Source organism: Aliidongia sp., from assembly GCF_035943795.1.
Lineage (GTDB): Bacteria > Pseudomonadota > Alphaproteobacteria > ATCC43930 > CGMCC-115725 > Aliidongia.
This window is the reverse complement of record NZ_DASZBY010000100.1, coordinates 14166-38703: the sequence shown is the minus strand read 5'-3', so window position 1 is coordinate 38703 and position 24538 is coordinate 14166. Positions and strand designations below refer to the sequence as shown.

General features: G+C 67.2%; 26 protein-coding genes, 1 tRNA gene and 1 riboswitch. Of the genes, 9 read left to right on the top strand and 18 right to left on the bottom strand.

Going from position 1 to position 24538, the window contains the following annotated elements:
* Positions 1 to 45 precede the first annotated feature (45 nt).
* The 7 genes from VGV37_RS18785 to VGV37_RS18755 form a co-directional block, all read right to left on the bottom strand.
* The gene (locus VGV37_RS18785; protein ID WP_326881271.1) at positions 46 to 822 is read right to left on the bottom strand and encodes a MetQ/NlpA family ABC transporter substrate-binding protein; all 777 of its coding nucleotides are present in this window, start codon (positions 820 to 822) and stop codon (positions 46 to 48) included.
* A 13-nt stretch (positions 823 to 835) separates the two neighbouring features.
* Complete coding sequence (locus VGV37_RS18780; RefSeq protein ID WP_326881270.1) at positions 836 to 1489, bottom strand: methionine ABC transporter permease; 654 nt, start codon at positions 1487 to 1489, stop codon at positions 836 to 838.
* Positions 1458 to 2507 (bottom strand): methionine ABC transporter ATP-binding protein, encoded by a 1050-nt coding sequence (locus tag VGV37_RS18775; RefSeq protein WP_414638038.1) that lies wholly within the window; start codon positions 2505 to 2507, stop codon positions 1458 to 1460. The genes VGV37_RS18780 and VGV37_RS18775 overlap by 32 nt, the downstream gene beginning before the upstream one ends.
* A gap of 73 nt (positions 2508 to 2580) precedes the next feature.
* A riboswitch (SAM riboswitch) is annotated at positions 2581 to 2658 on the bottom strand.
* Between the two features lie 79 nt (positions 2659 to 2737).
* The gene (locus VGV37_RS18770) at positions 2738 to 3244 is read right to left on the bottom strand and encodes an RES family NAD+ phosphorylase (protein ID WP_326881268.1); all 507 of its coding nucleotides are present in this window, start codon (positions 3242 to 3244) and stop codon (positions 2738 to 2740) included.
* The gene (gene parS, locus VGV37_RS18765) at positions 3241 to 3726 is read right to left on the bottom strand and encodes a type II toxin-antitoxin system Xre/ParS family antitoxin (RefSeq protein ID WP_326881267.1); all 486 of its coding nucleotides are present in this window, start codon (positions 3724 to 3726) and stop codon (positions 3241 to 3243) included. Before parS ends, VGV37_RS18770 begins: the two co-directional genes overlap by 4 nt.
* A 68-nt stretch (positions 3727 to 3794) precedes the next feature.
* A complete protein-coding gene (locus VGV37_RS18760) occupies positions 3795 to 5285 on the bottom strand; it encodes a carboxypeptidase M32 (protein ID WP_326881266.1) in 1491 nt (496 codons plus the stop codon).
* Positions 5282 to 6061 (bottom strand): SURF1 family protein, encoded by a 780-nt coding sequence (locus VGV37_RS18755; RefSeq protein WP_326881265.1) that lies wholly within the window; start codon positions 6059 to 6061, stop codon positions 5282 to 5284. Before VGV37_RS18755 ends, VGV37_RS18760 begins: the two co-directional genes overlap by 4 nt.
* Before the next feature lie 19 nt (positions 6062 to 6080).
* Here VGV37_RS18755 and VGV37_RS18750 point away from each other — a divergent pair.
* A tRNA-Ser gene (locus VGV37_RS18750) sits at positions 6081 to 6194 on the top strand.
* Between the two features lie 5 nt (positions 6195 to 6199).
* Here the strand turns inward: VGV37_RS18750 and VGV37_RS18745 are convergent.
* From VGV37_RS18745 to coxB, 6 genes are all read right to left on the bottom strand, one after another.
* Positions 6200 to 7015 (bottom strand): cytochrome c oxidase subunit 3, encoded by an 816-nt coding sequence (locus VGV37_RS18745; RefSeq protein ID WP_326881264.1) that lies wholly within the window; start codon positions 7013 to 7015, stop codon positions 6200 to 6202.
* Entirely contained in the window at positions 7012 to 7668 is a 657-nt protein-coding gene (locus VGV37_RS18740) for a cytochrome c oxidase assembly protein (RefSeq protein ID WP_326881263.1), read from the bottom strand. The genes VGV37_RS18745 and VGV37_RS18740 overlap by 4 nt, the downstream gene beginning before the upstream one ends.
* 4 nt (positions 7669 to 7672) lie before the next feature.
* Positions 7673 to 7795 carry a hypothetical protein gene (locus VGV37_RS18735; RefSeq protein WP_326881262.1) on the bottom strand — a complete coding sequence of 41 codons (123 nt, stop codon included), beginning with the start codon at positions 7793 to 7795 and terminating at the stop codon, positions 7673 to 7675.
* An 8-nt stretch (positions 7796 to 7803) separates the two neighbouring features.
* A complete protein-coding gene (gene cyoE / locus VGV37_RS18730) occupies positions 7804 to 8724 on the bottom strand; it encodes a heme o synthase (RefSeq protein ID WP_414638031.1) in 921 nt (306 codons plus the stop codon).
* 76 nt (positions 8725 to 8800) lie between these two features.
* The gene (ctaD, locus tag VGV37_RS18725) at positions 8801 to 10396 is read right to left on the bottom strand and encodes a cytochrome c oxidase subunit I (protein ID WP_326881261.1); all 1596 of its coding nucleotides are present in this window, start codon (positions 10394 to 10396) and stop codon (positions 8801 to 8803) included.
* A gap of 88 nt (positions 10397 to 10484) precedes the next feature.
* Positions 10485 to 11324: a cytochrome c oxidase subunit II gene (gene coxB / locus VGV37_RS18720; protein ID WP_326881260.1), complete on the bottom strand. Its 840-nt coding sequence runs from the start codon at positions 11322 to 11324 to the stop codon at positions 10485 to 10487.
* A gap of 301 nt (positions 11325 to 11625) precedes the next feature.
* On the opposite strand from coxB, the gene tldD reads away from it, so the two are divergent.
* Genes tldD through VGV37_RS18705 form a run of 3 tightly spaced genes read left to right on the top strand, consistent with a single transcriptional unit; the run spans position 11626 to position 15656 of the window.
* Entirely contained in the window at positions 11626 to 13059 is a 1434-nt protein-coding gene (gene tldD, locus VGV37_RS18715; RefSeq protein ID WP_326881259.1) for a metalloprotease TldD, read from the top strand.
* A gap of 31 nt (positions 13060 to 13090) precedes the next feature.
* Complete coding sequence (locus VGV37_RS18710; protein ID WP_326881258.1) at positions 13091 to 15061, top strand: hypothetical protein; 1971 nt, start codon at positions 13091 to 13093, stop codon at positions 15059 to 15061.
* A 7-nt stretch (positions 15062 to 15068) separates the two neighbouring features.
* The gene (locus tag VGV37_RS18705; RefSeq protein WP_326881257.1) at positions 15069 to 15656 is read left to right on the top strand and encodes a GNAT family N-acetyltransferase; all 588 of its coding nucleotides are present in this window, start codon (positions 15069 to 15071) and stop codon (positions 15654 to 15656) included.
* Here VGV37_RS18705 and VGV37_RS18700 read toward each other — a convergent pair.
* Together VGV37_RS18700 and VGV37_RS18695 are read right to left on the bottom strand one after the other, a co-directional pair.
* A complete protein-coding gene (locus tag VGV37_RS18700) occupies positions 15643 to 16800 on the bottom strand; it encodes an MFS transporter (RefSeq protein WP_326881256.1) in 1158 nt (385 codons plus the stop codon). The two genes, VGV37_RS18705 and VGV37_RS18700, sit on opposite strands and share 14 nt — an antisense overlap.
* Positions 16797 to 17540, bottom strand: coding sequence for an SDR family NAD(P)-dependent oxidoreductase (locus VGV37_RS18695; RefSeq protein ID WP_326881255.1), 744 nt, complete (start codon positions 17538 to 17540; stop codon positions 16797 to 16799). The genes VGV37_RS18700 and VGV37_RS18695 overlap by 4 nt, the downstream gene beginning before the upstream one ends.
* Before the next feature lie 98 nt (positions 17541 to 17638).
* On the opposite strand from VGV37_RS18695, the gene VGV37_RS18690 reads away from it, so the two are divergent.
* The 3 genes from VGV37_RS18690 to VGV37_RS18680 are packed head-to-tail and all read left to right on the top strand — an operon-like array spanning position 17639 to position 19174.
* Positions 17639 to 18253 carry a TetR/AcrR family transcriptional regulator gene (locus VGV37_RS18690; RefSeq protein ID WP_326881254.1) on the top strand — a complete coding sequence of 205 codons (615 nt, stop codon included), beginning with the start codon at positions 17639 to 17641 and terminating at the stop codon, positions 18251 to 18253.
* Between the two features lie 31 nt (positions 18254 to 18284).
* Positions 18285 to 18758, top strand: coding sequence for a hypothetical protein (locus VGV37_RS18685; protein WP_326881253.1), 474 nt, complete (start codon positions 18285 to 18287; stop codon positions 18756 to 18758).
* The gene (locus VGV37_RS18680) at positions 18755 to 19174 is read left to right on the top strand and encodes a secondary thiamine-phosphate synthase enzyme YjbQ (protein ID WP_326881252.1); all 420 of its coding nucleotides are present in this window, start codon (positions 18755 to 18757) and stop codon (positions 19172 to 19174) included. The genes VGV37_RS18685 and VGV37_RS18680 overlap by 4 nt, the downstream gene beginning before the upstream one ends.
* On the opposite strand, the gene VGV37_RS18675 is transcribed toward VGV37_RS18680, so the two are convergent.
* From VGV37_RS18675 to VGV37_RS18665, 3 genes are read right to left on the bottom strand one after another with little or no spacing between them, the layout of a single operon-like run.
* On the bottom strand, positions 19171 to 20535 hold the full coding sequence (locus VGV37_RS18675) for a PQQ-dependent sugar dehydrogenase (RefSeq protein ID WP_326881251.1): 1365 nt from the start codon (positions 20533 to 20535) through the stop codon (positions 19171 to 19173). The genes VGV37_RS18680 and VGV37_RS18675 overlap by 4 nt on opposite strands.
* A 58-nt stretch (positions 20536 to 20593) precedes the next feature.
* Positions 20594 to 21958, bottom strand: a complete 1365-nt coding sequence (locus VGV37_RS18670; RefSeq protein WP_326881250.1) for a glutamate--cysteine ligase — start codon at positions 21956 to 21958, stop codon at positions 20594 to 20596.
* Between the two features lie 56 nt (positions 21959 to 22014).
* Positions 22015 to 22806, bottom strand: coding sequence for a 16S rRNA (uracil(1498)-N(3))-methyltransferase (locus VGV37_RS18665; protein ID WP_326881249.1), 792 nt, complete (start codon positions 22804 to 22806; stop codon positions 22015 to 22017).
* Between the two features lie 163 nt (positions 22807 to 22969).
* Here VGV37_RS18665 and VGV37_RS18660 point away from each other — a divergent pair, with 163 nt between their 5' ends.
* Positions 22970 to 23845, top strand: a complete 876-nt coding sequence (locus VGV37_RS18660) for a hypothetical protein (protein ID WP_326881248.1) — start codon at positions 22970 to 22972, stop codon at positions 23843 to 23845.
* A 27-nt stretch (positions 23846 to 23872) separates the two neighbouring features.
* Complete coding sequence (locus VGV37_RS18655; RefSeq protein ID WP_326881247.1) at positions 23873 to 24529, top strand: DUF2491 family protein; 657 nt, start codon at positions 23873 to 23875, stop codon at positions 24527 to 24529.
* Positions 24530 to 24538 lie beyond the last annotated feature (9 nt).

Sequence of the window (24538 nt, the reverse complement as noted above, 5' to 3'; positions counted from 1 at the left end):
TCACCACACCTCGCCGCAACCGACCAGACCGTTGGCGGACCTGCGTTACCAGGCGGGAATGGCCGCCTTCTGATACTTCTGGTCGATGAAGGCCTTGACCGCGCCGGAATGGTAGGCGGCGATCAGCTTCTGCACCCAGGGCTTGTCCTTGTCCTTGATCTGCACCGCCAGCACGTTGACGTAGGCCGAATCGGCGCCGTCCAGGATGATCGCATCCCTGGACGGGGTCAGGCCCGCCGTGATCGCATAGTTCGTGTTGATCGCCGATGCGGACAGATCGTCGAGCGTGCGCGGCAGCTGCGGCGCCTCGATTTCGACGATCTTCACCTTCTTTGGATTGGCAACGATGTCGAGCGGCGTCGACTTCAGCCCCTTCGACGGGTCGAGCTTGAACACGCCGGCATTCTGCAGCAGCAGCAGCGCACGGCCGCCATTCGTCGGGTCGTTCGGGATGCCGATCTGCGCACCGTTAGGCAGGTCGGCCAGGCTCTTGACCTTCTTGGAGTAAATGCCCATCGGGAACACGACGGTCTTTGCGACCGAAACGATCTTGTAGCCGCGATCGGCGATCTGCTGATCGAGGAACGGCTGATGCTGGTACGAATTGGCGTCGAGATCGCCTTGGGCGAGAGCCGCGTTCGGCTGGATATAGTCGGAGAACTCGACGATCTTGAGGTCGAGGCCCGACTTGGCCGCCTCGGCCTTCACGGCCTCCATGATCTCGGCATGCGGTCCACCGGTCACGCCGATCTTGATGGTTTCGGCCGTGGCCGCGGTCGAGAGCAGTGCTGCCAATGCGGCTGCCAGGAACGTGAGCTTCATCGCGGAAATCTCCTTACTTTTTCTGCAGGCGCCGGGCCGCGAGATCGCCCAGGCTCTGCACCAGCTGCACGAGGATGATCAGCACCGCGACCACGGCCAGCATGACCGTCGGGTTGAAGCGCTGGTAACCGTACCGGATGCCGAGATCGCCCAGCCCGCCGCCGCCGACCGCGCCCGCCATGGCGGAATAGCCGATCAGGCTGATGATGGTCAGCGTCAGGCCGCGCAGCAGTGCCGGCAGCGCTTCGGGCAGCAGCACCTTGGCCAGGATCTGCCGGGGCGTGGCGCCCATCGCCTGGGCGGCCTCGATCAGGCCGCGATCGACCTCGCGCAGGGCCGACTCGACCAGACGGGCGAAGAACGGCACGGCCGCGACCGCCAGCGGCACGATCGCCGCCCCGGTTCCGATCGAGGTGCCGGCGATCAGCCGAGTGAACGGGATGATCGCGACCATCAGGATGATGAACGGGGTCGAGCGGGTGGCATTGACCAGGGCGCCCAGCACGCGATTGGTCGCCGGTTGGCGCCACAGCCCTCGCTCGGTGGTCGCGAACAGCACGAGCCCCAGGATGGTGCCGAGCAGCAGCGCCACCAGCGAGGCGGTACCGACCATCAGCAGCGTGTCGGTCAGACTGTCAAAGAGCTGTTCTAAGAGCGCTTCGGACATAGCCCAGCACCTCCACACCGAGTTCGAGGGATTTCAGATGGCCGATGACCGGGTCGACCGCGCCGGTGACCTCGACCTTCATCACGCCGTAGGGCCGGCCCTGGATATGGTCGATCGTGCCCGACAGGATGTTGAGGTCGACGTTGAAGCGTCGCACCAACTCGGCGATGACAGGCGATTCGGCATGGGGCCCGCTGAAGGCGACACGCAGCAGCGTGCTGCCGCCCGGCACGGGCAGGGCCGAGAACCGGTCGCCGAACAGCTGGTCGAGCTTCAATTCCGGCTCCAGCCCGCGCGCGATTTCCCGGGCCAGCGGATGGGTCGGCCGGGTGAGCACGTCGAAGGTCGAGCCCAGCTCGACGATGCGCCCCGTCTCCATGACCGCGACCCGGTCGCAGATCTCGCGCACCACCGACATCTCGTGGGTGATCAGCACGATGGTCAGGCCAAGCCGCTGGTTGATGTCCTTGAGCAGGCGGAGGATCGATCGGGTGGTCTGCGGGTCGAGCGCGGAGGTGGCCTCGTCGGACAGCAGGATCTTGGGTTCGGCCGCGAGCGCGCGGGCGATGCCGACGCGCTGCTTCTGGCCGCCCGACAGCTTGGCCGGCACCTGGCCCGCCTTGTCGGAAAGCCCGACCAGCTCCAGGAGCGGCAGGACCCGCGCGCGGATCTCACCCTTCGACAGGCCGGCCAATTCGAGCGGCAGGGCGACATTGTCGAACACGCTGCGCCGGGACAGCAGGTTGAAATGCTGGAAGATCATGCCGATGCGTCGGCGCTCGAGCCTGAGCGCATCAGGCGCCAGGCCCATCAGATCGACGCCGCCGACCAGCACGCGGCCGCTGTCCGGCCGTTCCAGCAAGTTGATCGCGCGCAGCAAGGTCGACTTGCCGGCGCCGGAGCGGCCGATCACGCCGAAGATCTCGCCTTCGGCAATGGTCAGCGACACGTCGTCGATCGCCGTCACCAGGCCTGCAGGTCCCTGGAACCGCTTGGCGAGCGCGTCGAGCGTGATCATCGCGCCGTTGCTCATGAGATGCCGCAACCTCCGGAAAAGACAAAACCGCCGCGGCGACAAGCCGGGCGGTCCCATTACGAGGTCCACCCCCGCTTTAGCCGTATTTGTAAGGCGCCCGCAAGCTGAGGAGCAAATCGGCGCCGATGCACAGGATCATATCGGGCTGCGCATCGTTTTCACGAGCAATAATTGTGCATTGCAGCATCGCCTGCGCTGCAGGGGCGCGCCGCTCATCCGACTGGCGGGTGCAGCCGCGTGTCGAGCGCGAACGCCTCCTGGGAGCGCCTGGCATAGGCGCCGGCCGCGACGGTACGATCGAAGATCAGGTTCCAGCTGTGGGTCGAGACGGCGCTGGGGATCACCACGAACCGGTGGGCGGCGAGCAATGCATCGCCGAATTGCTGCTGGCCAGCGCTGGGGATGCCGGGCCGCAGCCAGTTCGGGTTGGGCACGTCGGCCGGATCGACGACGTGAACCGTCGCAGGGTCGGAGACAACCAGCGACGTCAGGCTATGCGGGACCGTGTCGAGCGTCCGGAAACCCTTGTGTACGGCAACCTCCAGAAGCGCAGTCGAGGGGTCGATCGAGCAATAGACCGCCCGGATCCCCCGGCTATTCCAACGGCCGCCCAGTTGGTAGGCACCTTCGCCGCTGTCCCAGGTGGCCGCGAATTTCGCGTGGTCGAGCCGCCAGGCGACCACTTCAGTACCGCCAAACGGCGACGGCAGCGGCGTCAAGCGTAGACGCCGTACTCGAGGCGGCGCAGGAAGGTCTCGACCAGTTCCGCCCCCGCCGGCGTCTGCAGCAGGTCGATCGGACGCTCCTGGTTGAGGCCGACCGCGGGCTGCTCCAGCCACATTTCAGCCTCCTGCTGCGAGCCCAACACTGCCGTCGCCTTGGCCAGGATACCGGCGAACTTCCAGGTCCGCCCGCTTTGCTCCACGCTCAGATGTTTTTCCGGCGAGTCCTTCAGCCGCTGGAAGGTGCGCAGGCTCATGCCCACGGCTTTTTCGATGGATTCGGTCTTGGCGAGTACGACCAGCTTGCCCAGCAGGTGGCGCAAGGCAGCCTGGGGCAGGCCGCCCAGCAACATGCGATGGGCGTCCATCGTGCTGGTCGGCGACTGCCGGAGCGCGCGGCTGCCACCGAGCAGACCGACGACCTGCTGGATCTCCAGGGCTTCCGCCGTGGGCATCTCGCGCAGTTTCGGCAGCGCCATTTCAGCCTCCGCGTCAATTGTCGTTTTTAATATGAAAATTGACGCGGAGAACTTCAAGCCCGTCCTCGTCAGTCGGCGAGGTAGCGGTTCTGCAGATGCCGCTGGAACGCGTCCGTGTCGAGCGGCTTGCCGGTCGCATCGGTCAGCAGTTCGGAGGCCGAGACCGACGAGGCGCGGGTGTGGATATTCTCGCGCAACCAGCGCAGCAGCGGAGTGAAATCGCCCTTGGACAGGCCGGCGCGGATCGAGCTGTCCTGCGCCGTCGCCGCCTGGAACAGCTGGGCCGCGGTCATCGCACCCAGCGTATAGGTCGGGAAATAGCCCCACAGGCCGGCATACCAGTGGATGTCCTGCAGGCAGCCGTCGCGATCGTCCGACGGCACGATGCCGACCAGCTCGCGCATACCGTCGTTCCAGGCGCCGGGCAGGTCGGCCAGCTGCAGCCGGTCCTCGATCATCGCGCGCTCCAGCCGGTAGCGCAGGATGACATGGGCCGGATAGGTCGCCTCGTCGGCATCGACCCGGATCAGGCTGCGCGAAACGCGGGTGTTCAGGCGATAGAGGTTGTCGGCATCCCAGGCCGGCCCCGACCCGCCGAACGTGTCGCGCAACAGCGGTGCCGCGAATTCGATGAATTCGCGTGAGCGGCAGGCCTGCATCTCCATCAGCAGGGACTGGCTTTCATGCAGGCTCATGCCGCGGGCGCGCCCGACCGGCTGGCGCCGCCAATCGGCCGGCAGGCCGCGCTCGTAGAGCGCGTGGCCGGTCTCGTGCAGCACGCCCATCATGGCACGGGCGAAATCATCCTCGCGGTAGCGTGTGGTGATGCGCACGTCGTCCGGCGTGCCACCGCAGAACGGATGGGCCGAGACGTCGAGCCTTCCATGGTCGAAATCGAAGCCCAGCGCCGCCATGAACTTCAGGCCGACCTGCTTCTGCCGCTCGATCGGGAACGGACCCTCCGGCTGCAAGGGGGCCGGCCGGGCCTTCTGCCGGTCGATCGCCGCACCGATGGCGCCCGGCAGAAAGGCCGACAGGGCCGCGAACTGCCGGTCGATCTCGGCGGCGGACCCGTCGGGCTCGTAGGCGTCGAGCAGCGAATCGTAGAGCGGTTTGCCAAGCTTTGCCGCCTTGGCCGCCGCGACCTCGCGCGTCAGCTTCAGCACGGTTTCGAGCTTGGGCAGGACCCGGGCGAAATCATTGGCCGGACGGGCCTCGCGCCACAGCATCTCGCATTCCAGGCTGGCCTTGGACAGCGCCTCGACCAGGGTACCGGGCACCGCCGTCGCATGCAGCCAGTCACGCCGCATTTCCTTGAGGTTGGCGCGCTGCCACGGGTCGAGCTCGTTCTGGCCCTGCGCCCCGTCGAACAGGTCCGGCAACTCGGCTGCGGTCAGGATCTCGTGGGCCATGACCTCCAGCGTCGAGATCTGCTCGCCGCGCGCCTTGGCGCCGCCCGTCGGCATCATAGCGCTATGGTCCCAGCCCAGGACGGCGAGGGCTTCCTGAAGCGTGCCGCGACGGGCGAAACGGGATTCGAGTTGCTGATAGGGCGTCATCGGGTAGGACCTCGAGGCTGGTCCGGCGCGGTGCCGGGCTTGCGATAGTGGTAGATCAGATAGATCGCGGCCAGGATGACCGCGAAACTGTACCAGGTGATGGCATATTGCAGATGGTCGTTCGGCAGCGAGATGCGAGTCTGGCCGCCGACGGGAAAGCCGCCTGGATTCTTGGCCGGCCCGGCCTCGGCGTAGAACGGCAGCACCTGGGCCGGATCCAGCCCGCCCTTGGCGACCATGCCGGGCACGTCGACATAGAACCAGAAATTCTCGTTCGGCCGGTTCACCGGCGTCGGCACCAGGCTGCTGAACATGCTCTTGGGCACGACCGGGATGCGCAGGATGCCGTCCATGGTCGTCGGCCCCTGGATCTGCCCGTCGGCCCGGCTGGCCGGATCCTTGCGCGCCTCGGGCACCCAGCCGCGGTTGACCAGCAGGATCTTGCCGCTATCGAGGCGGAACGGCGTCACGACCTGGTAGCCCTCGACGTCGCGCGTCGAGAAGGCGCCGATATAGAGTTCCTTGTCGTTGAGGAACACGCCATCGCCCGCTACCCGATGGAAATCGAGCGTCCGCGCGGCGTCGAGCGTTTCCGGCACCGGGACCGGCGGGGCCGAGAGTGCGGCCTCGCGGCCCGCGATCAGTGCCGTCTTCCAGGCCAGCCGCTGGACCTGCCAGGTGCCGAGCCAGAGCGTCAGCAGGATCACCGGAATGGTGAAGACGGTCGGCCAGAAGGTGAAGCGGAAGCGGCTCTTCAGAAGCTGGAGGGTGGACATGCTGGAACTCGGATGGCCCGGCAGGTGGCGGGGCCATGAAAAATGGCGGCGCCGTCGTCGGCATACTCGAGCCGACAGCCGGGCGCCGCCATGGGTTCGGGGCCGCCGGATCAATTCCGGCCGCTGCCCGCCATTCGGTTATTCGGCCGGCGGCACGATGCCGTGACCGCCCCAGACATAGACGCCCAGGAACAGGAACAGCCAGACCACGTCGACGAAATGCCAGTACCAGGCCGCGGCCTCAAAGCCGAAATGATGATCCGGCTTGAACTGGCCCTTGTAGGCGCGGACCCAGCAGACGGCGAGGAAGATGGTGCCGACCATCACGTGGAAACCGTGGAAGCCGGTCGCCATGAAGAATGTCGCGCCGAAGATGTTGCCGTCGAAGGTGAACAAGGCGTCGCCATACTCGATCGCCTGCAGGCAGGTGAAGGTCAGGCCCAGCAGCACGGTGATGCCCAGGCCCTGCAGCAGGCCCTTGCGATCGCCCTCGATCAGCGAATGATGCGCCCAGGTGACCGTGGTACCCGACAGCAACAGGATCAGCGTGTTCAGGAACGGCAGATGGAACGGGTCGAACGGGGTGATGCCCTTGGGCGGCCAGACGCCGCCGACCGGATAGAGGCTCGACGCGAAGAACGCCCAGAAGAAGGCGACGAAGAACATCACTTCGGACGAGATGAACAGGGTCATGCCGTAGCGCAGGCCGATCTGCACGATCGGCGTGTGGTGCTTTTCGACCACCGCCTCCTTGATGACGTCGCGCCACCACATGAACATGCAGAACAGCACGAACATGAAGCCGACCTCGGCCAGGATCCAGCCATGCCCGTGCAGGCCGAGCACGGTGCCGCCGAACATGGCGCCGGCCGACAGGGACGAGATCAGAGGCCATATGCTGGGGGCGACCAGGTGGAACTGGTGCTTGGGATGACCGGCGGTGGTTTCGCTCATCGGGAAGACTCTTTCACGGGACGAAGTGAAGGCGTTGAGGCGGTCGGCACGAGCGCGCCGACCTGGATCGGTGCCGCATCGGCCGGACCGGACCGGCTCTCGGCCGTCGGCTTGGCCGGATTTTTGGCCTGAAAAAACGTATAAGACAAGGTTATCGCGTCGAGGTCGCGCGTGTTCTTGTCCTTGAGGATCTCCGGCGACACGAAAAACGTCACCGGCAGGTCGGCGCTCTCGCCCGGCTGCAGGGTCTGTTCGGTGAAGCAGAAGCACTCAATCTTGTCGAAATACGCACCCACGATCAGCGGCGTGACGTTGAAGGCGGCGGTGCCCACGATCGCGTGGTTCGAAACATTGGTCGCGCGGAATGCGACCAGGGTCTGCTCGCCCGGGTGCACCCGCACATAGGGCTGCACCGGCTGGAAGCGCCAGGGCAGTTCCGGCGAGACGTCGGCATTGAAGCGCACGGTATAGAGCTTGCCGCCGACCGCGCCCGGCGCCTTGGCCGCACGCTGGGTCGTCCCGTCGAACCCGGTCGCCTGGCAGAACACGCGATAGAGCGGCGCCGAGGCGAAGGCGAGCCCGGTCATGGCCGAGACGACGGCGACCAGCAGCACCAGGGTCCGTCGGTTGCGGGGCGATGAGGAACGGGCCATCGGCCTAATGCGTCAGCCGGACGATCGTGATGGCGTAGAACAGCACGCACAGCCCGACCAGCACGGCCAGGATCGCACGGTTGCGCGCCTTGCGCCGCTTCAGGAATTCTTCCATCGAAACCGACATGGCGCCCATCAGCCCAAAAGCCCGCCAGGCGCGCGGTCCAGGATCAGGATCGCGAACAGCAGGGTGAGATACAGGATCGAAAAGGCGAACATCCGCTTTGGCCACTTGTCGGTCGGGTCGAACCAGACCAGGACCGAGAAGGCGGTGAAGCAGACCGACAGCACGGCCGCGAGCGCGCCATAGACCGCGCCCGCGATGCCCATGACATAGGGCGCCACCGCGATCGGCCACAGCACGAGCGTGTAGATCAGCATCTGCTTCTTGGTTTCGCGCGGACCGGCCACGACCGGCATCATCGGCACGCCAGCCTTCTGGTAGTCGCCCGAGCGGAACAGGGCAAGCGCCCAGAAATGCGGCGGCGTCCAGAAGAAGATCAGCGCGAACAGCACGAGCGACGGCAGGCCGATGTCGCCGGTGACGGCGGTCCAGCCGACCATCGGCGGAAAGGCGCCCGCGGCCCCGCCGATCACGATGTTCTGCGGCGTCCTGCGCTTCAGCCACATGGTGTAGATGAAGACGTAGAAGCCGATCGTGCCGGCCAGCAACGCGCCGGCCGCGGCATTGATCGCGAGGCCCATGATCAAGACCGACCCCGACGCCAGGATCACCCCGAAGGCCAGCGCCTCGTTCGGCTGCATCCGCCCGGCTGGCAGAGGGCGGCCGATCGTCCGGGTCATGATCGCGTCGATATCGCGGTCATACCACATGTTGATGGCGGCGGACGCGCCGGCGCCGACGGCGATGCACAGGATGGCCACGGCCGCCAGCACCGGATGGATATGGCCCGGTGCCAGCCACAGGCCGGCGAAGCCGGTGAAGACGACGAGCGACATCACCCGCGGCTTCAGGAGAGCCCAGTAATCGCCGACGCCGGCAGCGCTCAATTGAACGTCGCCGGCGACGTATTCGGCAGAGGTCACGTCGGTCAAAGTCACAATCCGAAGATCGTCCGGCCGCAGGTCACGAAGAGACCGGCGGCCGGAGCGAGGGTTCTAGGCCGTCCGGTTACTTGATGACCGGCAACTCGTCGAAAGTATGGAACGGCGGCGGCGAGGAAACGGTCCATTCGAGCGTCGTGGCGCCTTCGCCCCACGGGTTGTTCGCGACCTTCTTTCCAGCGGCGAGCGTGTAGAGCACGATGCCGACGAAGAACAGGGTCGCGCCGTACGAGATGTAGGCGCCGATCGAGGCGACGAAGTTCCAGCCGGCGAACGCCTCGGGATAATCGACATAACGGCGCGGCATGCCGGCCAGACCCAGGAAATGCATCGGGAAGAACGTCAGGTTGACGCCGATGAAGGTCATCCAGAAATGCAGCTTGCCTGCCCATTCCGGATATTGCCGGCCCGACATCTTGCCGAACCAGTAGTAGAAGCCGGCGAACATCGCGAACACCGCACCCAGGCTGAGCACGTAGTGGAAATGCGCGATGACGTAATAGGTGTTGTGCAGCGCCACATCGAGGCCGGCGTTCGACAGCACGACGCCGGTAACGCCGCCGAGCGTGAACAGGAAAATGAACCCCACGGCAAACAGCATCGGCGTCTTGAACTCGATCGAGCCGCCCCACATTGTCGCGATCCACGAGAAGATCTTGATGCCGGTCGGCACCGCGATGACCATGGTCGCGGCCGTGAAATAGGCGCGCGTGTCGGGATCGAGGCCGACTGTATACATGTGATGCGCCCACACGACGAATCCCACCACACCGATGCCGACCATGGCGTAGGCCATGCCGAGATAGCCGAAGATCGGCTTCTTGGAGAAGGTCGAGATGATGTGGCTGATCATGCCGAAGCCCGGCAGAATCATGATGTAGACTTCCGGGTGCCCGAAGAACCAGAACAGGTGCAGGAACAGGATCGGGTCGCCGCCGCCGGCCGGGTCGAAGAAGGTCGTGCCGAAGTTGCGGTCGGTCAGCAGCATGGTGATGGCGCCGCCCAGAACAGGCAGCGACAGCAGCAGCAGGAACGCGGTCACCAGCACCGACCAGGCGAACAGCGGCATCTTGTGCAAGGTCATGCCCGGCGCGCGCATGTTCATGATCGTGGTGATGAAGTTGATGGCGCCCAGGATCGAGGACGCACCGGCCAGATGCAGCGAGAAGATCGCCATGTCGACCGCGGCGCCTGGATGCCCGATCTTGCTCGACAGTGGCGGATAGATCGTCCAGCCGGTGCCGGCGCCGCCATCGACGAAGGCCGAGCCCAGCAGCAGGGCGAAGGACGGGATCAGCAGCCAGAAGCTGATGTTGTTCAGCCGGGGAAACGCCATGTCCGGCGCGCCGATCATCAGCGGCACGAACCAGTTGCCGAACCCGCCGATCATCGCCGGCATGACCACGAAGAACACCATGATCAGGCCGTGCGCGGTCGCGATCACGTTGTAGAGCTGGTGGTCGTCATGGAACAGCACGGCGCCGGGCTGCTGCAGATTGATGCGCATCAGCACGGAAAAACCGCCGCCGATCAGGCCGGCGATGATCGAGAAGATCAGGTAGAGCGTGCCGATGTCCTTGTGATTGGTGGACATCAGCCAGCGCTGGACGAATCCGGGATGGTGGTGCCCGTGGTCGTCGTGAGCGTGGGTTGCTTCAGCCATGGTCTTGCCCTTCGGTCCTCTCGTCTTGTCGGGGGCTGCGGCCGGGCGCTGCGTTCGATCGCCGCGCGCCCGGTGCCGTGCCTATGGATTATTCCGCTGCGGCCAGCTTGGTTGCGGTCGGGCCAGTGTCCTCGCGGGCGAACTTCTGCTTTGCGGTCTCGGTCCACTTGGCAAACTCGTCCTTGGAGACGACGCGGATCTTGATCGGCATCTCGGAATGGTTCACGCCGCAGATCTGGTTGCACTCGCCGTAATAAGTGCCTTCCTTCTCGACGTTCAGCCAGACCTCGTTCAGATGGCCGACCACGGCGTATTTCTGCACCGCGAGCGAGGGCACGAACCAGCTGTGCATCACGTCGTTGCCGGCGATCTGCACGCGGACGTTCGTGTTGACCGGCAGCACGACCTCGTTGTCGACGTCGAGCAGGCGCAGCTGGCCGGGCTTCAGGTCTTTCTCGCCGATGCCGTAACTGTCGAAGCCGAAGTCGCCGTTGTCCGGATAGGCATAGTGCCAATACCACTGCAGGCCCGTCACCTTGAGCGTGATCGGCGACTCCGGCACGCGCTCCTGGAAATAGAGCAGTTTGAACGAGGGGAAAGCGATCACGACCAGGATCAGGATCGGAATCACCGTCCAGGCGATCTCGATCAGCGTGTTGTGCGAAGTCTTGGATGCGACCGGGTTCTTCGACGCACGGAAGCGATAGGCGACATAGAGCAGCAGCACGGCCACGAACAGCGTGATGATCGTGATGATCCACATCAGCAATACGTGCAGCGACTCCAGCCTGTCGCCGACCGGGGTCACCATCTCCTGGAACCCGATCTGCCAATCATGCGGCTGGTCGGCCAACGCAACGCCCGAGAAAAGCGCGAGGGCGACCAGTGCCGCGAAACTCCGGAATACCCGCCCGACGGTTCGCTTCATATTCTTCCTGCCTGCCAAATAGGTGCTCGAGCCATCGCCCCTCACAAAAACCGCTCGCCGATATCGGTCCGACGAGCATCCAGACGCGTGAAGGATGAGGCCAATTCAAGGAATGGCGGGCACCCTACCGCAACTGCGCATCGGGTCACAACACCCAGAACTGTCGCACGAGCCTTGCTTTGGCGGGAGTGTGGCATCGATACGGCAGGGGGGCGGCATTTCGGCTGTTCCCGAGGCGGAACCATCGCTCTATCATGATTCTTTGTCACTCATTCGTAGCGCTGCCCGGAGTTCCCGTTCCATGACCGATCTTGCCGCGACCGATTCGCTGTTTTTCGAACGCACCGGCATGGATCCCGCGCGCGTCGAAAAGCTGGTGGGCACGGCCCTCGACGGCATGGACGACGGCGAGCTGTTCCTGGAATACAGCCAGTCCGAGGCCCTGTCGTTCGACGACGGCAAGCTGAAGAGCGCCAGTTTCGATACCGCCCAGGGCTTCGGCCTGCGCGCCATTTCGGGCGAGGCGACCGGCTATGCCCATTCCGGCGAACTGAGCGAGGCCGCGATCCGCCGGGCCGGCGACACGGTGCGCGCGGTCAAGACGGGCCGCGGCGGCACCCAGGCCGAAGCACCGCGCGGCACGAACCACGCGCTCTATACCGACCTCAATCCACTGTCGGCCGTGCCGTTCGAGGCCAAGGTGAAGCTGCTGGCCGAGATCGACGCCTATGCCCGGGCACGCGACCCGCGGGTACGTCAGGTCATGTGCTCGCTGATGGGCGAATGGAGCGCCGTGCAGATCCTGCGCGCCGACGGCGTGCGCGTCGGCGACATCCGCCCGCTCGTGCGCCTCAACGTCTCGGTCGTGGTCGGCGACGGCGACCGGATGGAAACCGGCTCGGCCGGTGCCGGCGGGCGCACCGCCTATGATCTCTACCTCGATCCCGGCCAGTGGCGCGGCCAGGTCGACGAGGCGCTGCGGACGGCACTGGTCAATCTGGAGGCGGTGCCGGCCCCGGCCGGCGAAATGACTGTGGTGCTGGGCGCCGGCTGGCCCGGCATCATGCTGCACGAGGCGGTCGGCCACGGGCTCGAGGGCGACTTCAACCGCAAGGGCCTGTCGACCTTTTCGAACCGGGTCGGCCAGCGCATCGCCGCTCCCGGCGTCACGGTGGTGGACGACGGCACCATCCCGAACCGCCGCGGCTCGATTACGGTCGACGACGAGGGCACGCCGTCGAGCCGCACCGTGCTGATCGAGGACGGCATCCTGATGGGCTACATGCAGGACCGCCTGAACGCCCGCCTGATGGGCGTGCCGGCGACCGGCAACGGCCGGCGCCAGAGCTATGCCCACCATCCGATGCCGCGCATGACCAACACGCTGATGCTGGCGGGCAGCCACGCGCCGGACGAGATCCTGAAATCGGTGAAGCGCGGCCTCTATGCCGCCAATTTCGGCGGCGGCCAAGTCGACATCACCAACGGCAAGTTCGTGTTCTCGGCGTCCGAGGCCTATCTGATCGAGGATGGCAAGATCGGCCGGCCGGTCAAGGGCGCCACCCTGATCGGCAACGGGCCGGACGCGCTGCACAAGATCACCATGATCGGCAACGACCTGAAGCTCGACGACGGCATCGGAACCTGCGGCAAGGACGGTCAGGGCGTGCCGGTCGGCGTCGGCCAGCCGACCCTGCGCATGGATGGGCTGACCGTCGGCGGCACGGCGGCCTGAGGCCGCCCGACCCGAGCCGCGGCACCTCTCGATGAACCGGTTTTCGTACCTTCTGGCCGCATGCGGCCTGGGCCTCGCCCTCGGCGGCCCGGTCGCCGCGGCGCGGGCGGACGGACCGGCCTGCGATCTCGACCATGCGCCGTCGAGCCGCTGGACCGTCACCCGCGACCATGGCATCGCCTGGCTGGCGACGCCGTGCGGCGAGCGGTTCTTCTCGACCGGCGTCAACGTGCTCGACGGCGGCGCGCCCGAGCGCGTCGCGAACGACCGTGTCTGGTACAGCTGGACCGCCTTTGCGCCCAGCCTCGCGGCCTGGGTCGACGAGGCCACGAGCCGGGTCAAGTCCTGGGGCTTCAATTCGGCCGGCGGCTGGTCGCTGCCGCCCGACCAGTTGAAGCTGCCGCAGATCCCCGACCTGGAGCTGGGCCGGCTCGGCCGCTTCCACTGGTTCGATCCGTTCGACCCTGCGACCGAGCAGGCGATGCGCGACGAAGCCGTCACCCTGGTCCGTCCCTACAAAGACAGTCCCTATCGCATCGGCTATTTCTCGGACAACGAGGTCGGCTGGTGGAACGGCGCGCTGTTCGTGTTCTACAGCAAGGCGCCTGCCACGAATTTCACCAAGCAGCGCTGGGTGGCTTTTCTCCAGGACTTCTACGGCAGCGACTGGCAGCGGTTCGCCGCCGATTTCCAGCCGCCCGCCGAGGCGACGGACTGGCCCCGGCTGCTCGCCACGCAATCGGTGACCCGGCTGCGCCCGGGCGGCAACGGCATCCAGGCCGTGCGCGCCTGGACCGGCGTCGTGGCCGAGCATTATTACGCGCTGGTCGAACGGTCGATCCGCGCCGCCGACCCGCAGGCGCTGATCTTCGGCGACCGGTTGCCGATCTATTACGACCCGGTTGCGATCCGGGCCGAGGCGCGGCATGTCGACGTCATCGCCACCAATTACAACGTCGACAGCCCTGACGGCTGGGTCGCCCGCTATTTCTTCGACGGGCTGCATCAATTGACCGATGGCAAGCCGGTGCTGGTATCGGAATGGTTCTATGCCGCGAACGAGAACCGCACCGGCAACAAGAACAACGGCCACCTGATGACGGTCGAGACCCAGGCCGAGCGCGCCCAGGGGGCCGCGACCGCGATCAGGCAGTTCGCGCGCATTCCCGATCTGGTCGGCATGCACTGGTTCCAATATGCCGATCATCCGAAGGGCGGCCGGGCCGATGGCGAGGATTATGATTTCGGCCTGGTCGACATCGACAACCGGCCCTACGAGCGACTGTTGACGGCGGTGTCCGCGGTCAATGGGCAGGTGCCGGCGCTGCATGCCGCAGCCGGAACCGACATTTCCCGCCAGACCGACCGCAAGGAAATCTCGATCCCCTATGCCGAGGTCATGGTCGGCGACAAGACACTGGCCGACTGGCCGAAACAGGCGACCCTGCTGCCCCCGCTGGTCGCGGCACCCGGCGAGGTGCCGTTCGGCGAGGCCTATCTCGCCTGGAACCGCGACGGGCTGGCGCTCGCCACGATCGGGCAGGACTATTACGACCTGGACCTGCTGGCCTATGACGGCGCCTTTCCCCTGGCCGAGGCGTACCGGGTCGAGTTGGGCGTCGATGCCGGCAACGGCGTGAAGCATTTCACGCTCTATTTCCTGCCGCCGCGCACCAGCCTGAAAGATCACCCGCCGATGACCGCGCTGCTGTGCGCCGGCATCGCCGCCGTGCCGGCGGATCCGGCTCCGCAATGCCGCCCGGTCACGGGCGCGCGCACCAGCTATTTTGGCGCCGACCAGCCGCGCATCACGTCGGAAAGCCTGCTGCCCTGGGGCGCCCTCGGGCTCGACGGTCCGCCGGCCGGAGGCCAGATGCGCGTCGAGGTGTCGGCCACAGCCTGGCACCGGTCGCGCTGGATGTCGCTGTCGGGCATGCCGCCGGAACAGGGATGGGCACGGCCCAAGCGCTGGTCGGTGGCCCGGCTGGGTCGGGTGTCGTGAGCCGCCGATGACCGCCGCTCCCGTAGCGCCGCTGACCCGGATCGAGACGCCGCGCCTGACCCTGACCCTCGCCCCGCCCGAGGCGGCCCCGCGGGTCGTGGCTTATCAGCGGGAAAACTGGGATCATATGGCGCGCTGGAGCGGGCCGCGCGGCAGCGACGAACTGTCGGTCGCGAACTGGCGCCGCCGGCTCGAGCAATTCGCCGCCGACGAAAAGGCCGGCATGGCACTGCGGCTGATGCTGTTCACGGAGCGCGACCTTGCGGGCCCGGTGCGGGGCGTGGTGAACTTCACCCAGATCTTCCGTGGGCCGTTCCAGGCCTGCTATCTGGGTTATGCGCTCGATTATCGGCTGGAGGGCCGAGGGCTGATGCGCGAGGCGCTGGAGGCCGCGATCCGCCACGTGTTCGACGTGCTGAAACTGCACCGGATCATGGTGAACTACATGCCGGCCAACGAGCGCAGCGCCGCACTGGCCCGGCGCCTGGGCTTCGTGCCGGAGGGCATCGCCCGCGACTACCTTTATATCGACGGTGCCTGGCGCGACCACGTGCTGACCGCGCTGACCAATCCCGGCGCGCTCAAGCCGAGCTAGCGGCGGTCCGGTAGGGCGCCCCGAGCGCCAGGGCCAATGTGACGGCGCAGAGCGCCAGTCCCGCCGCCGACAATCCCGGCAGACCACCGGCCGCAAGCGCCTGCCCACCCGCCATCGATCCGCCGGCAATGCCGAAATTGGCGGCCGAGATGTTCAGCGCCGCCGCGAGCCGCGGTGCCGCGGGCGCCGATCGCGTCACCCGGAGTTGACAGATCACGAACGACGCCGAGTGCGCAGCACCCCAGGCGCACAGAACGGCCGGCAGCAGGAACGGCGCCGATCCGAGCCACGGCAGCGCGAGGCTGGCCAGGCTAAGAACGGTGATGGTGAAGACCGCGCCAACCCGCGTCTTTTCCGCGGACAACCGCCCGGCGGCAATATTCCCGACGGCCCCGGCCAGCCCGAACAGCAGCAGCCATCCGCCGGTCGCGTGCGCCGCCACGCCGTCCTGCTGCAGAATGCCGGCGAGAAACGCGTAGGTGCAGAACATCGCGGCGAAGTGCGCCAGCGAGACGAGAAGGTGCCTGCGGACCGCGGGGCTCGCCAGCAGCGCCACGTCATCGCGCAAGCCGTTTCCCGATACCGGTCTCACGCGCAGTGGTTTCCGGATGAGGATGCCGATCATGGCGAGCAGCGTGACGGCGCCCAGCAGTTCGAAGCACGGTTGCCAACCGACGAGGTCGGCAAGTGCCGCGCCGGCCGGTGCCGCGAACATGCTGCCGAACACGACACCCAGATAGAGGCGCGCCGTGGCCCTGGCATCGTTGCCCCACACGCGGCCCAGCGTGTCGCCGGCAACGCTGATGAACAAGGGCAATGCCGCACCCTGGACGACCCGCAGCAGACAGAAGCACCAGGCCTGCCCGAACAGCGGCACGAGCATTGCGGCCGAGAATGGCAGAAGCGCCCCCAGCATTGCCCGGTCGGCCCGGAGGGACCGGGCGGCCAGGGCCGCGAAAGGCCCCAGCATCGCCGATCCCAAGGCAAAGCTGGTCACGAACCAGCCGGCCTGTTCCAGGGTCAGCGCGAAGCTTTGGGCCATGGGCGGCGCCAGGCCGATGACGATGAACTCGCTGGCGACCACGACGGTCGCCCCGAATGCCAGGATTGCGCCATCCCATCGCCCGACTCCGCGACGGCTCACGCGTTGGCGCCATTGTCGATGGTCCAGGCGGCGCCGGTGACCGAGCGCGCTTCGGGCGAGGCGAGAAACGCCACGACGCGGGCGATTTCGGCCGGATCGGCAAAGCCGCCCGTCGTCGCCATGCGCGACCGCTGGTTCGCCGAGGCAGGGCCATCGGCCGGGTTCATATCCGTGTCGGTCGAGCCGGGATGGACGACATTGACCGTGATGCCGCGCGGACCCAGGTCGCGCGCCAGCCCCTGGCTCAGGCCGACCAGCGCCGCCTTGCTGGCGGTATAGAGGCTGATGCCGGGATTGGGCGCGCTGACGGCCAGATTGCTGCCGATCGAGACGATCCGGCCCCCCTCGCCCATGATCGCGGCCGCGGCCTTGGCGGCGACGAAGGCGGCCCGCAGGTTCACGGCGATGGTCGCATCGAAATCCTCGATCGTCAGAACGTCGACCGTCCCCCGGCGGAAGATGCCGGCGTTGTTCACTAGGATGTCGAGGCGCCCGAAGGCCTGGGCGGTCGCGGCCACGGCCGCTTCCACTTGCGCAGCACTGATGTTGTCGGCCCGGATCGCCAAGGCGCGGCGGCCCAGTGCCTCGATCTCGCCGACCACGACGGCCGCTTCGCGTTCGCCCTTGACGAAGGTCAGGGCCACGTCGGCCCCGTCCGCCGCGAGGCGGCGTGCGATCGCGGCGCCGATGCCGCGGCTGCCGCCGGTGACCAGTGCAACTTTCCCGGTGAGATTCGACATGGCGCATTCTTTCTGTGTTGATTGATACAGAATTAATGAACGGCTTGCCGATACCGGTCAAGCTATTTATATATCGGACGACACAGAAAGAGAGATCCATGGCTGAACGCGGCCGCCCCCGGAGCTTCGACCGCCAAACCGCGCTGCTGCGCGCGATGGAGCTGTTTTGGGCGAAGGGATTCGAGGACAGCTCGATGACCGATCTCACCCAGGCCATGGGCATCGGCTCGCCCAGCCTCTACGCGGCCTTCGGCAGCAAGGAGGCGCTGTTCCGGGAGGCGGTCGAGCTGTATCAGGCGACCGTCGGGCTCAGGATCTGGCAGTCGCTCGACGACGAGACGACGATCGCCGGCGCGATCGAACGGTTCCTGCTGGCAACGGCGGAGGCTTACAGCACTCCGGGCGAGCCGCCCGGCTGCCTGATCGTGCTGGGCGCCAGCCTCAGCGGCCGCGGTGATGCGGTGGTGTGCGAAACGCTGCGCACCCGTCGTGCCGACAATGTCGCCCGCCTCGACCAGCGGTTCGCACGCGCCGTCGCGGATGGTGAGCTGCCGTCGGATTTCGACCATGGGGCCGCCGCCGCATTCTACGCAGCCCTGCAGCACGGCATGTCGATCATGGCGCGGGACGGCGCCGACGCGGCCACGCTGCAGGCGATCGCCCGCACCGGCATCCGGTCGTTGTATGCCCTGCGCACGGCCGATGCCGCTTGATGCCCCGTCGGAATCATGGTTGGAAAGACCGATGAGCATCATCGAGCCGCCTCCTGCCCTCGCGCCGACCGCGCCGCAGGACGAACGAGCAATCCTGGCCCGGTTGCGCACCCTGCACGAGACGGCGCAGATCCGGGTCGCGATCGATCGCAAGAAATTGTCCCACATGGATTTCCCGTTGGCGCTCGAGGCCGACGGCAATCGCTGGGCCTATGCGATCGTGATCCTGGTCGGCCTGGTCTGGTGGCACTTCGGCCTGGTGCCCGGCCTGACCGGCGCCGTGGTGGGCTTCCTGATCTATCAGACCATCGGTCAACGCTGGGTCGCGCACCGGCTGGAGCGACGCGTACACGACCGGGGGCTGGGCGAGCTCGATAACTGGCGCAAGCTGTGGCGCTTCGGCGGGGTGATCCTGACCGATCCGACGACCGGCGAAACTTGCCAAGGGCCGGAAGGCCGCTGGATGGGCTTCGTCGAGGCGATCGATCGGCGCACCCAGCCATGAGGCAGGCCCGGACGCGGCTCAGCATCGAGACCGGCGGCGGCGACCTGACCGATGTCACCGGCCGCGTGGTCCGCTGGCTGGGCGAGACCGGCCTCAGCGACGGGCTGCTGACGATCTTCTGCCGCCATACCTCCGCTTCGCTGCTCGTCCAGGAGAATGCCGACCCGGACGTGCAGCGCGACCTGATCGCGTTCTTCCGCCGGCTGGTGCCGGAGGGCGACCCGCTCTATCGCCATACCGACGAGGGACCGGACGACATGCCGGCCCATGTTCGCGCTGCCCTGACCCAGACCCAGCTGTCGATCCCGTTCGAACAGGGCCGGATGGTGCTCGGCACCTGGCAGGGCATCTATGTCTTCGAGCACCGCCGCCGGCCGCACCGGCGCGAGCTGGCGCTGCACGCACTGGGCGATTAGCGGCCCGTGGGCGCGATACGCCAGATCGTGCCGTTGCCGTCCTCGGTCATCAGCAATGCGCCGTCATGGGCGACGGCGACGCTGACCGGGCGGCCCCAGACCGCATCGTCGCTGGCGACGAAGCCGGTCAGGAAATCCCGGTAGCTGCCGTCGGACACGCCGTCCTTGAGCGGCAGGCGCACCAGCTTGTAGCCGGTCCGCCTCAAGCGGTTCCACGAGCCATGCAGGGTGACGAAGGCGCTGCCGCGATACTCCTCCGGGAAAGCGGCCTCGGCACCCGCCGGCGGATCGTAGAAGGCGATGCCGAGCGGCGCCGAATGGGGCTGCAGCAGCACGTCCGGGACCGTGAGATGGCCGGCGAGATCGGGGCGTTCGCCCTTGTGGCGCGGGTCCTCGTGATCGCCGATGTAGAACCAGGGCCAGCCATAGAAGCCGCCATCGCGCACGGCGGTCGCATAGTCCGGCGGCAGGTTGTCGCCGAGGCCGTCGCGCTCGTTGGTCACGCACCAGGGCACGCCGTGGGCGGGCTCGAACGCCAGGCTGACGCAGTTGCGCAAGCCCGTCGCGTAGGGATGCGGCGCCCCGCCCTCGGGCGTGAAGACCAGCACGTCGGCCTTGTTCTCCTCCGCACCCCAGGCGGCACCGACGCCATGGGTGGTTTCCCAGGCGGCCCGCGCCTCCGCACCGCGTACTGGCAGCCCTTCGGCATCGTTCGAGCCGGAGCCGATCGAGACGAACATCCGCTTGCCGTCCGGCGAGAACTGGATGTCGCGCGTCCAGTGGCCGCCGGTCGAGGGCGTCAGGCGCGGCACTACGACCTCGACCTTGCCGAGCGGCTTCAACTCGCCCGATCGATAGGGGAAGCGCACGACGGAATTGTTGTTGGCGACATAGAGATAGGTCGGACGGGGGCCGGGCGGATAGAAGGCGATGCCAAACGGCTGGTCCAGCCCGTCGGCGAAGACCTGGCTGGTCAACGGCGTCGCGGCGCCATCGGCCGCGCGCAACACCCGGATCCGGTCTGCCTCGCTCTCGGCGACGAAGATGTCGCCGTTCGGCGCCACCCGGATCTGGCGTGGATTGGTCAGGCCGTGGGCGAATTCGGCAACGGCGAAGCCCGGCGGCACCCGGAGCGTCGCGCCGGCCGGCCGCGCGACCACGCTCGGCGTGCTGCTGGCCGACCGGCTGGCATAGGGCGGCGGCGTGTCGCCCGGACGGATCAGCCGTGCCATGTCGGGCGCATCGCTGTGCCAATCGCCATAGGCATCGGCCCCGGTAAGCGATGTGCCGTCCGCCTTGGCGCGGGACAAGGGCATGGCCGCGACGATCAGGGCCACGAGAACGGTCTGGATCGCGCGCATCGGGTCCTCCGGTCAGGCCCTCGGTTCCCGCCCGTGACGGGAAAGGCGGCCACGCCGCTCAGTAGGCGTAGTCGGTAAACACCGGATCGACCGAGCCGTGCCATTTCGCCTCGTAGTCCGACAGCAGTTCCTCGGCCGGGGTCCGGCCGGAGCCGGCGATCTGGAACAGCGTGTCGAGGAAGAAGCCCTCGTCGTCGCCGACATTGTTGCGCCGGGCGCGGCGATGCAGGCCACCGCGGGCGATCGCCAGTACGTCGAGCGACACTTCGCGCAGGGTGCGCCCGCGGAACGGCACGGCCAGGCCCTGGCGCGGCACCGCCGCGCGCAGCTGAGTGATTTCCTCGACCGTCCAATCCTTGATCAGCTCGTGCGCCGCATCGAGCGCCTGGGCGTCGTAGAGCAGGCCGACCCATAGGGCCGGCAACGCACAGAGCCGGCGCCACGGGCCGCCGTCGGCGCCGCGCATCTCCAGGAATTTCTTCAGGCGCACTTCGGGAAACGCCGTCGTCAGATGGTCCGACCAATCGCCCATGTGCGGCAGCTCGCCCGGCAGCGCTGGCAGGCGGCCGGCGATGAAGTCGCGGAACGACTGGCCCGCCGCGTCGATGTACTTGCCGTCGCGGTAGACGAAATACATCGGCACGTCGAGCAGGTAGTCGACATAGCGCTCGAAGCCGAAGCCTTGCTCGAACACGAAAGGCAGCATTCCCGATCGGTCGTTGTCCGTGTCGGTCCAGACGTTGCTGCGGTAGGACAGGAAGCCGTTCGGCTTGCCCTCGGAAAAGGGCGAGTTCGCGAACAGCGCCGTCCCGATCGGCTGCAACGCCAAGCTGGTGCGGAATTTCTTGACCATGTCGGCTTCGGACGAGAAGTCGAGATTGACCTGGACCGTGCAGGTCCGGTGCATCATGTCGAGGCCGAGCGTGCCGACCTTGGGCATGTAGCGCCGCATGATGTCGCTGCGCGCCTTGGGCATCGGCTGCATTTCGGCACGGGTCCATTTCGGCTCGAATCCCAGGCCGATCATGCCGATGCCCAGCTCGCCCGCGACCTCGCGCACCTGGCGCAGATGGCCGTTCACTTCGGCGCAGGTCTCATGGATCGTCTCGAGCGGCGCGCCCGACAGCTCGAACTGGCCGCCCGGTTCGAGCGTGATCGAGCACAGGCCCTGCAACAGCGCCACGGGCTGGTCGTTCTCGTAGACCGGTTCCCAGCCGAAGCGCTGCATGCCTTCGAGCAGCGCGCGGATGCCTTGCGGCCCGTCGTAGCCGACCGGGCGATGGTCGGCCAGGCGGAACACGAATTTCTCGTGCTCCGTGCCGATACGCCACGCCGCCTCGGGCTTGGAGCCCTCGGCCAGATATTCCACGAGCTGATGCTTGTGGGCGATGGTGGCGCCGCGCGCGTTCGGGGGTGCGGACATGGCGGTCGGGGCCTCTGGCGAAAGTGCGACCCCGGGGGGTCTGGATAAGGAATGGATCAGATGGGGACGGCGGCAGCCGAAAGAAGGGTCCCGCGTGCGGTATTCCAATCGCCCGCGAGCGCCTGGAAAACCGCCAGGGCCGCCAGCGCCGCCGTGTCGGCGCGCAGGACCCGGGGCCCCAGCCCGACGGCGGTAACAAACGGAAGTTTACGAAGGGCGTCAAGCTCTTCGGGCGCAAAGCCGCCCTCGGGCCCGATCAGGATCGCCCAGTCCGCGGCTCTCGCCACGGGATCTGCCAGCAGGGTGGCGATCGACGGCGCCCTGCCGGTCTCGTCGCACACCATCAGGCGCCGTCCGGCGGGGAACCCGTCCAGCAGCCGATCGAGCGGCTGCGGCGCGTCCACCTGCGGCACGCTCAACCGTTCGGTCTGCTCGGCCGCCTCGCGCGCGTTCGCCTGCAGGCGCTCGACGTTGACGCGGGCCACGTTGGTCCGCCGGGTCATGACCGGCAGCAGGCGGGTGACGCCCAGCTCGGTCGCCTTCTCGGCGATATAATCGATCCGCGCGCGCTTCACCGGCGCGAAGGCCAGCCACAGGTCGCGTTCGGCCGCCTGGGCGCGGGTCCGGGCCTCGAGCGCGATCAGGCCCTTGTGCTTGCCCAGCTCGACCAGGCGGCCACGCCATTCCCCGTCCCGGCCATTGAACAGGCTGATCGCGCCGCCCGGGCCGAGCCGCAACACCGCGCGCAGGTAGTGCGCCTGGTCGGCATCGAGCGGCACCGCGAGGCCGGCCGCGAGCGGCGCGGTCACGTACAGGCGGGCGGCGATATCCTGGTCTTCCTCATCCATGGCGAGCGGCATAGCATCGTCGCGGAGGCCGGGGAAGCCCGCCGTTCTGCCGACCGAGGCCCCCGGGCAGCGATCGGCCCTTGCGCCCGATGCGTCGGACGCTATATCTCCGAACGCAATTCACCGCGGCCGGCAATCAGACAAGAGGCATCGGACTCCGCTCATGCGCAATTGGGTGAATGCAGCCGTCGTTTTAGTGATGTCGGCGTTCCTGGTATTGAACCCGGGCTCGGCCGATGCCAAATCCGCCGGTTCCTCGTCGTCCGGGCGGTCCTCGAACGGCTACAGCCGACCTGTCTCCCCGGCACCGGCGCCGCAGCAGGCGGCACCGTCCTCGTCCAGCAGCGGCTCTTCAGCCCGGGGCTATGCGCTGCCCGGCCAGGCGCCATCGACGACGACGGCAGCGCCCCGCCCGGCGCAATCCGGCAGCGACGCGGCACTATCGCGCCAGGCGTCTGGCAGCGCGCTCAAAAACTATAGTGCCCAGCAGGAACGGGCGGCCTACGCGAAGTCGGCGCCGCCCGCCCCGGTGACGCCCGCGTTCAGCGGTTATTCGGGCCGCTACACCAGCTACGACAGCTGGTATTCCAGCCGCAGCAGCTGGTACGGCGGCATGGGCTGGGGGCCGCCCGTCTATGCCTATCGGTCTTACTCGTCGTTCGGCATGTGGGACGCGCTGTTCCTGTGGTTCATGCTCGATTCGGTCAGCAACGCCAGCCACGCCGCCTGGTTCTACAATCACCAGCAGGACCCGGGTTATACCGACTGGCGGCGCGAGGCCGACCGGCTGTCGGCCGACAATGCCGACCTGCGCCAGAAGCTGAACGATCTGGACGCCCGCACCCAGGCGATGAACGGCCAGCCGCGCGATCCGAACTATATGCCGCCCGACACCAAGCCGGAGCTGGCGCTGGCCTCGGAACATGTGGTGGCGCCGCAGCCCGCGCCGAGCAGCGGCCATCCCGTGCTCTATTTCGTGCTGGGTATGGCGGTCGTGGTCGGCGGGCTGATGCTGTTCCGCCGCTCGCGCCTCGCCTGATCTCCCTTAGCGTAAGGTCTTCCGCCGATGTCGACGTTCCAGGCGCTTGCGAACCTGATCAAATACAAGCTGTCGGGCGCGCCCTATCATCACAGCCTGTTCCGCGTCGGCATGGTTATGGAGCCCGATCCGACGCCGTTCGTGCTGGCAGCCGGCGCCACCAAGGTCCAGGACCCGACCGGTGGCGACAAGCTGGTCGTTTCGGCCGTGTCGCTGCTGCAATCGGGCGCAGTCTCGCTGACGCGCCTGCACCTGGGCGACAGCGGCGCCTTCCTGCAGCTGGCGGTTTCGCCGGCCGGCCAGGTCGAGGAATGCCGCTTCTTCACCCTGCTCGACCGCGAATCGCCGCCGGACGAGGAGACCTGGGACGTCTGGCTCAATCCCGACCAGGGTCTGGTCGGCTGGCCGCAATTCCAGACGCTGGATGGGCAGCTCTATGACCGCGTCTGGTCGCCGGGCTCCAGCCGGATCGACCCGATCGCCTTCGATACCTCCGTCACCACCGTCACCGGCAAGCTGTCGATCGCGACCCGCGCCATGCTCTACGCGCGTCCGACCGGGCTCGCCGACCCGGCACCGCCGACCGAATATCTGATGGTCGGCGTCGTCGAGGACCGGGACCAGGCATGGGTCGACCTCCATGCCGGCATCGATCTCAATCCGGCCGCGCTCACGCTCGCCTGATCGGCGGGC

Coding starts and splice junctions, on each gene's coding strand:
- VGV37_RS18660 (WP_326881248.1), top strand. CDS start 22,970: ATGCGCAATTGGGTGAATGCAGCCGTCGTTTTAGTGATGTCGGCGTTC.
- VGV37_RS18740 (WP_326881263.1), bottom strand. CDS start 7,668: ATGGCCCGTTCCTCATCGCCCCGCAACCGACGGACCCTGGTGCTGCTG.
- VGV37_RS18745 (WP_326881264.1), bottom strand. CDS start 7,015: ATGAGCGAAACCACCGCCGGTCATCCCAAGCACCAGTTCCACCTGGTC.
- VGV37_RS18690 (WP_326881254.1), top strand. CDS start 17,639: ATGGCTGAACGCGGCCGCCCCCGGAGCTTCGACCGCCAAACCGCGCTG.
- tldD (WP_326881259.1), top strand. CDS start 11,626: ATGACCGATCTTGCCGCGACCGATTCGCTGTTTTTCGAACGCACCGGC.
- VGV37_RS18710 (WP_326881258.1), top strand. CDS start 13,091: ATGAACCGGTTTTCGTACCTTCTGGCCGCATGCGGCCTGGGCCTCGCC.
- VGV37_RS18760 (WP_326881266.1), bottom strand. CDS start 5,285: ATGACGCCCTATCAGCAACTCGAATCCCGTTTCGCCCGTCGCGGCACG.
- VGV37_RS18735 (WP_326881262.1), bottom strand. CDS start 7,795: ATGTCGGTTTCGATGGAAGAATTCCTGAAGCGGCGCAAGGCGCGCAAC.
- VGV37_RS18775 (WP_414638038.1), bottom strand. CDS start 2,507: ATGATCACGCTCGACGCGCTCGCCAAGCGGTTCCAGGGACCTGCAGGC.
- parS (WP_326881267.1), bottom strand. CDS start 3,726: ATGGCGCTGCCGAAACTGCGCGAGATGCCCACGGCGGAAGCCCTGGAG.
- VGV37_RS18755 (WP_326881265.1), bottom strand. CDS start 6,061: ATGTCCACCCTCCAGCTTCTGAAGAGCCGCTTCCGCTTCACCTTCTGG.
- VGV37_RS18685 (WP_326881253.1), top strand. CDS start 18,285: ATGAGCATCATCGAGCCGCCTCCTGCCCTCGCGCCGACCGCGCCGCAG.
- VGV37_RS18670 (WP_326881250.1), bottom strand. CDS start 21,958: ATGTCCGCACCCCCGAACGCGCGCGGCGCCACCATCGCCCACAAGCAT.
- VGV37_RS18680 (WP_326881252.1), top strand. CDS start 18,755: ATGAGGCAGGCCCGGACGCGGCTCAGCATCGAGACCGGCGGCGGCGAC.
- VGV37_RS18785 (WP_326881271.1), bottom strand. CDS start 822: ATGAAGCTCACGTTCCTGGCAGCCGCATTGGCAGCACTGCTCTCGACC.
- coxB (WP_326881260.1), bottom strand. CDS start 11,324: ATGAAGCGAACCGTCGGGCGGGTATTCCGGAGTTTCGCGGCACTGGTC.
- VGV37_RS18695 (WP_326881255.1), bottom strand. CDS start 17,540: ATGTCGAATCTCACCGGGAAAGTTGCACTGGTCACCGGCGGCAGCCGC.
- VGV37_RS18665 (WP_326881249.1), bottom strand. CDS start 22,806: ATGGATGAGGAAGACCAGGATATCGCCGCCCGCCTGTACGTGACCGCG.
- VGV37_RS18675 (WP_326881251.1), bottom strand. CDS start 20,535: ATGCGCGCGATCCAGACCGTTCTCGTGGCCCTGATCGTCGCGGCCATG.
- ctaD (WP_326881261.1), bottom strand. CDS start 10,396: ATGGCTGAAGCAACCCACGCTCACGACGACCACGGGCACCACCATCCC.
- VGV37_RS18655 (WP_326881247.1), top strand. CDS start 23,873: ATGTCGACGTTCCAGGCGCTTGCGAACCTGATCAAATACAAGCTGTCG.
- VGV37_RS18705 (WP_326881257.1), top strand. CDS start 15,069: ATGACCGCCGCTCCCGTAGCGCCGCTGACCCGGATCGAGACGCCGCGC.
- VGV37_RS18780 (WP_326881270.1), bottom strand. CDS start 1,489: ATGTCCGAAGCGCTCTTAGAACAGCTCTTTGACAGTCTGACCGACACG.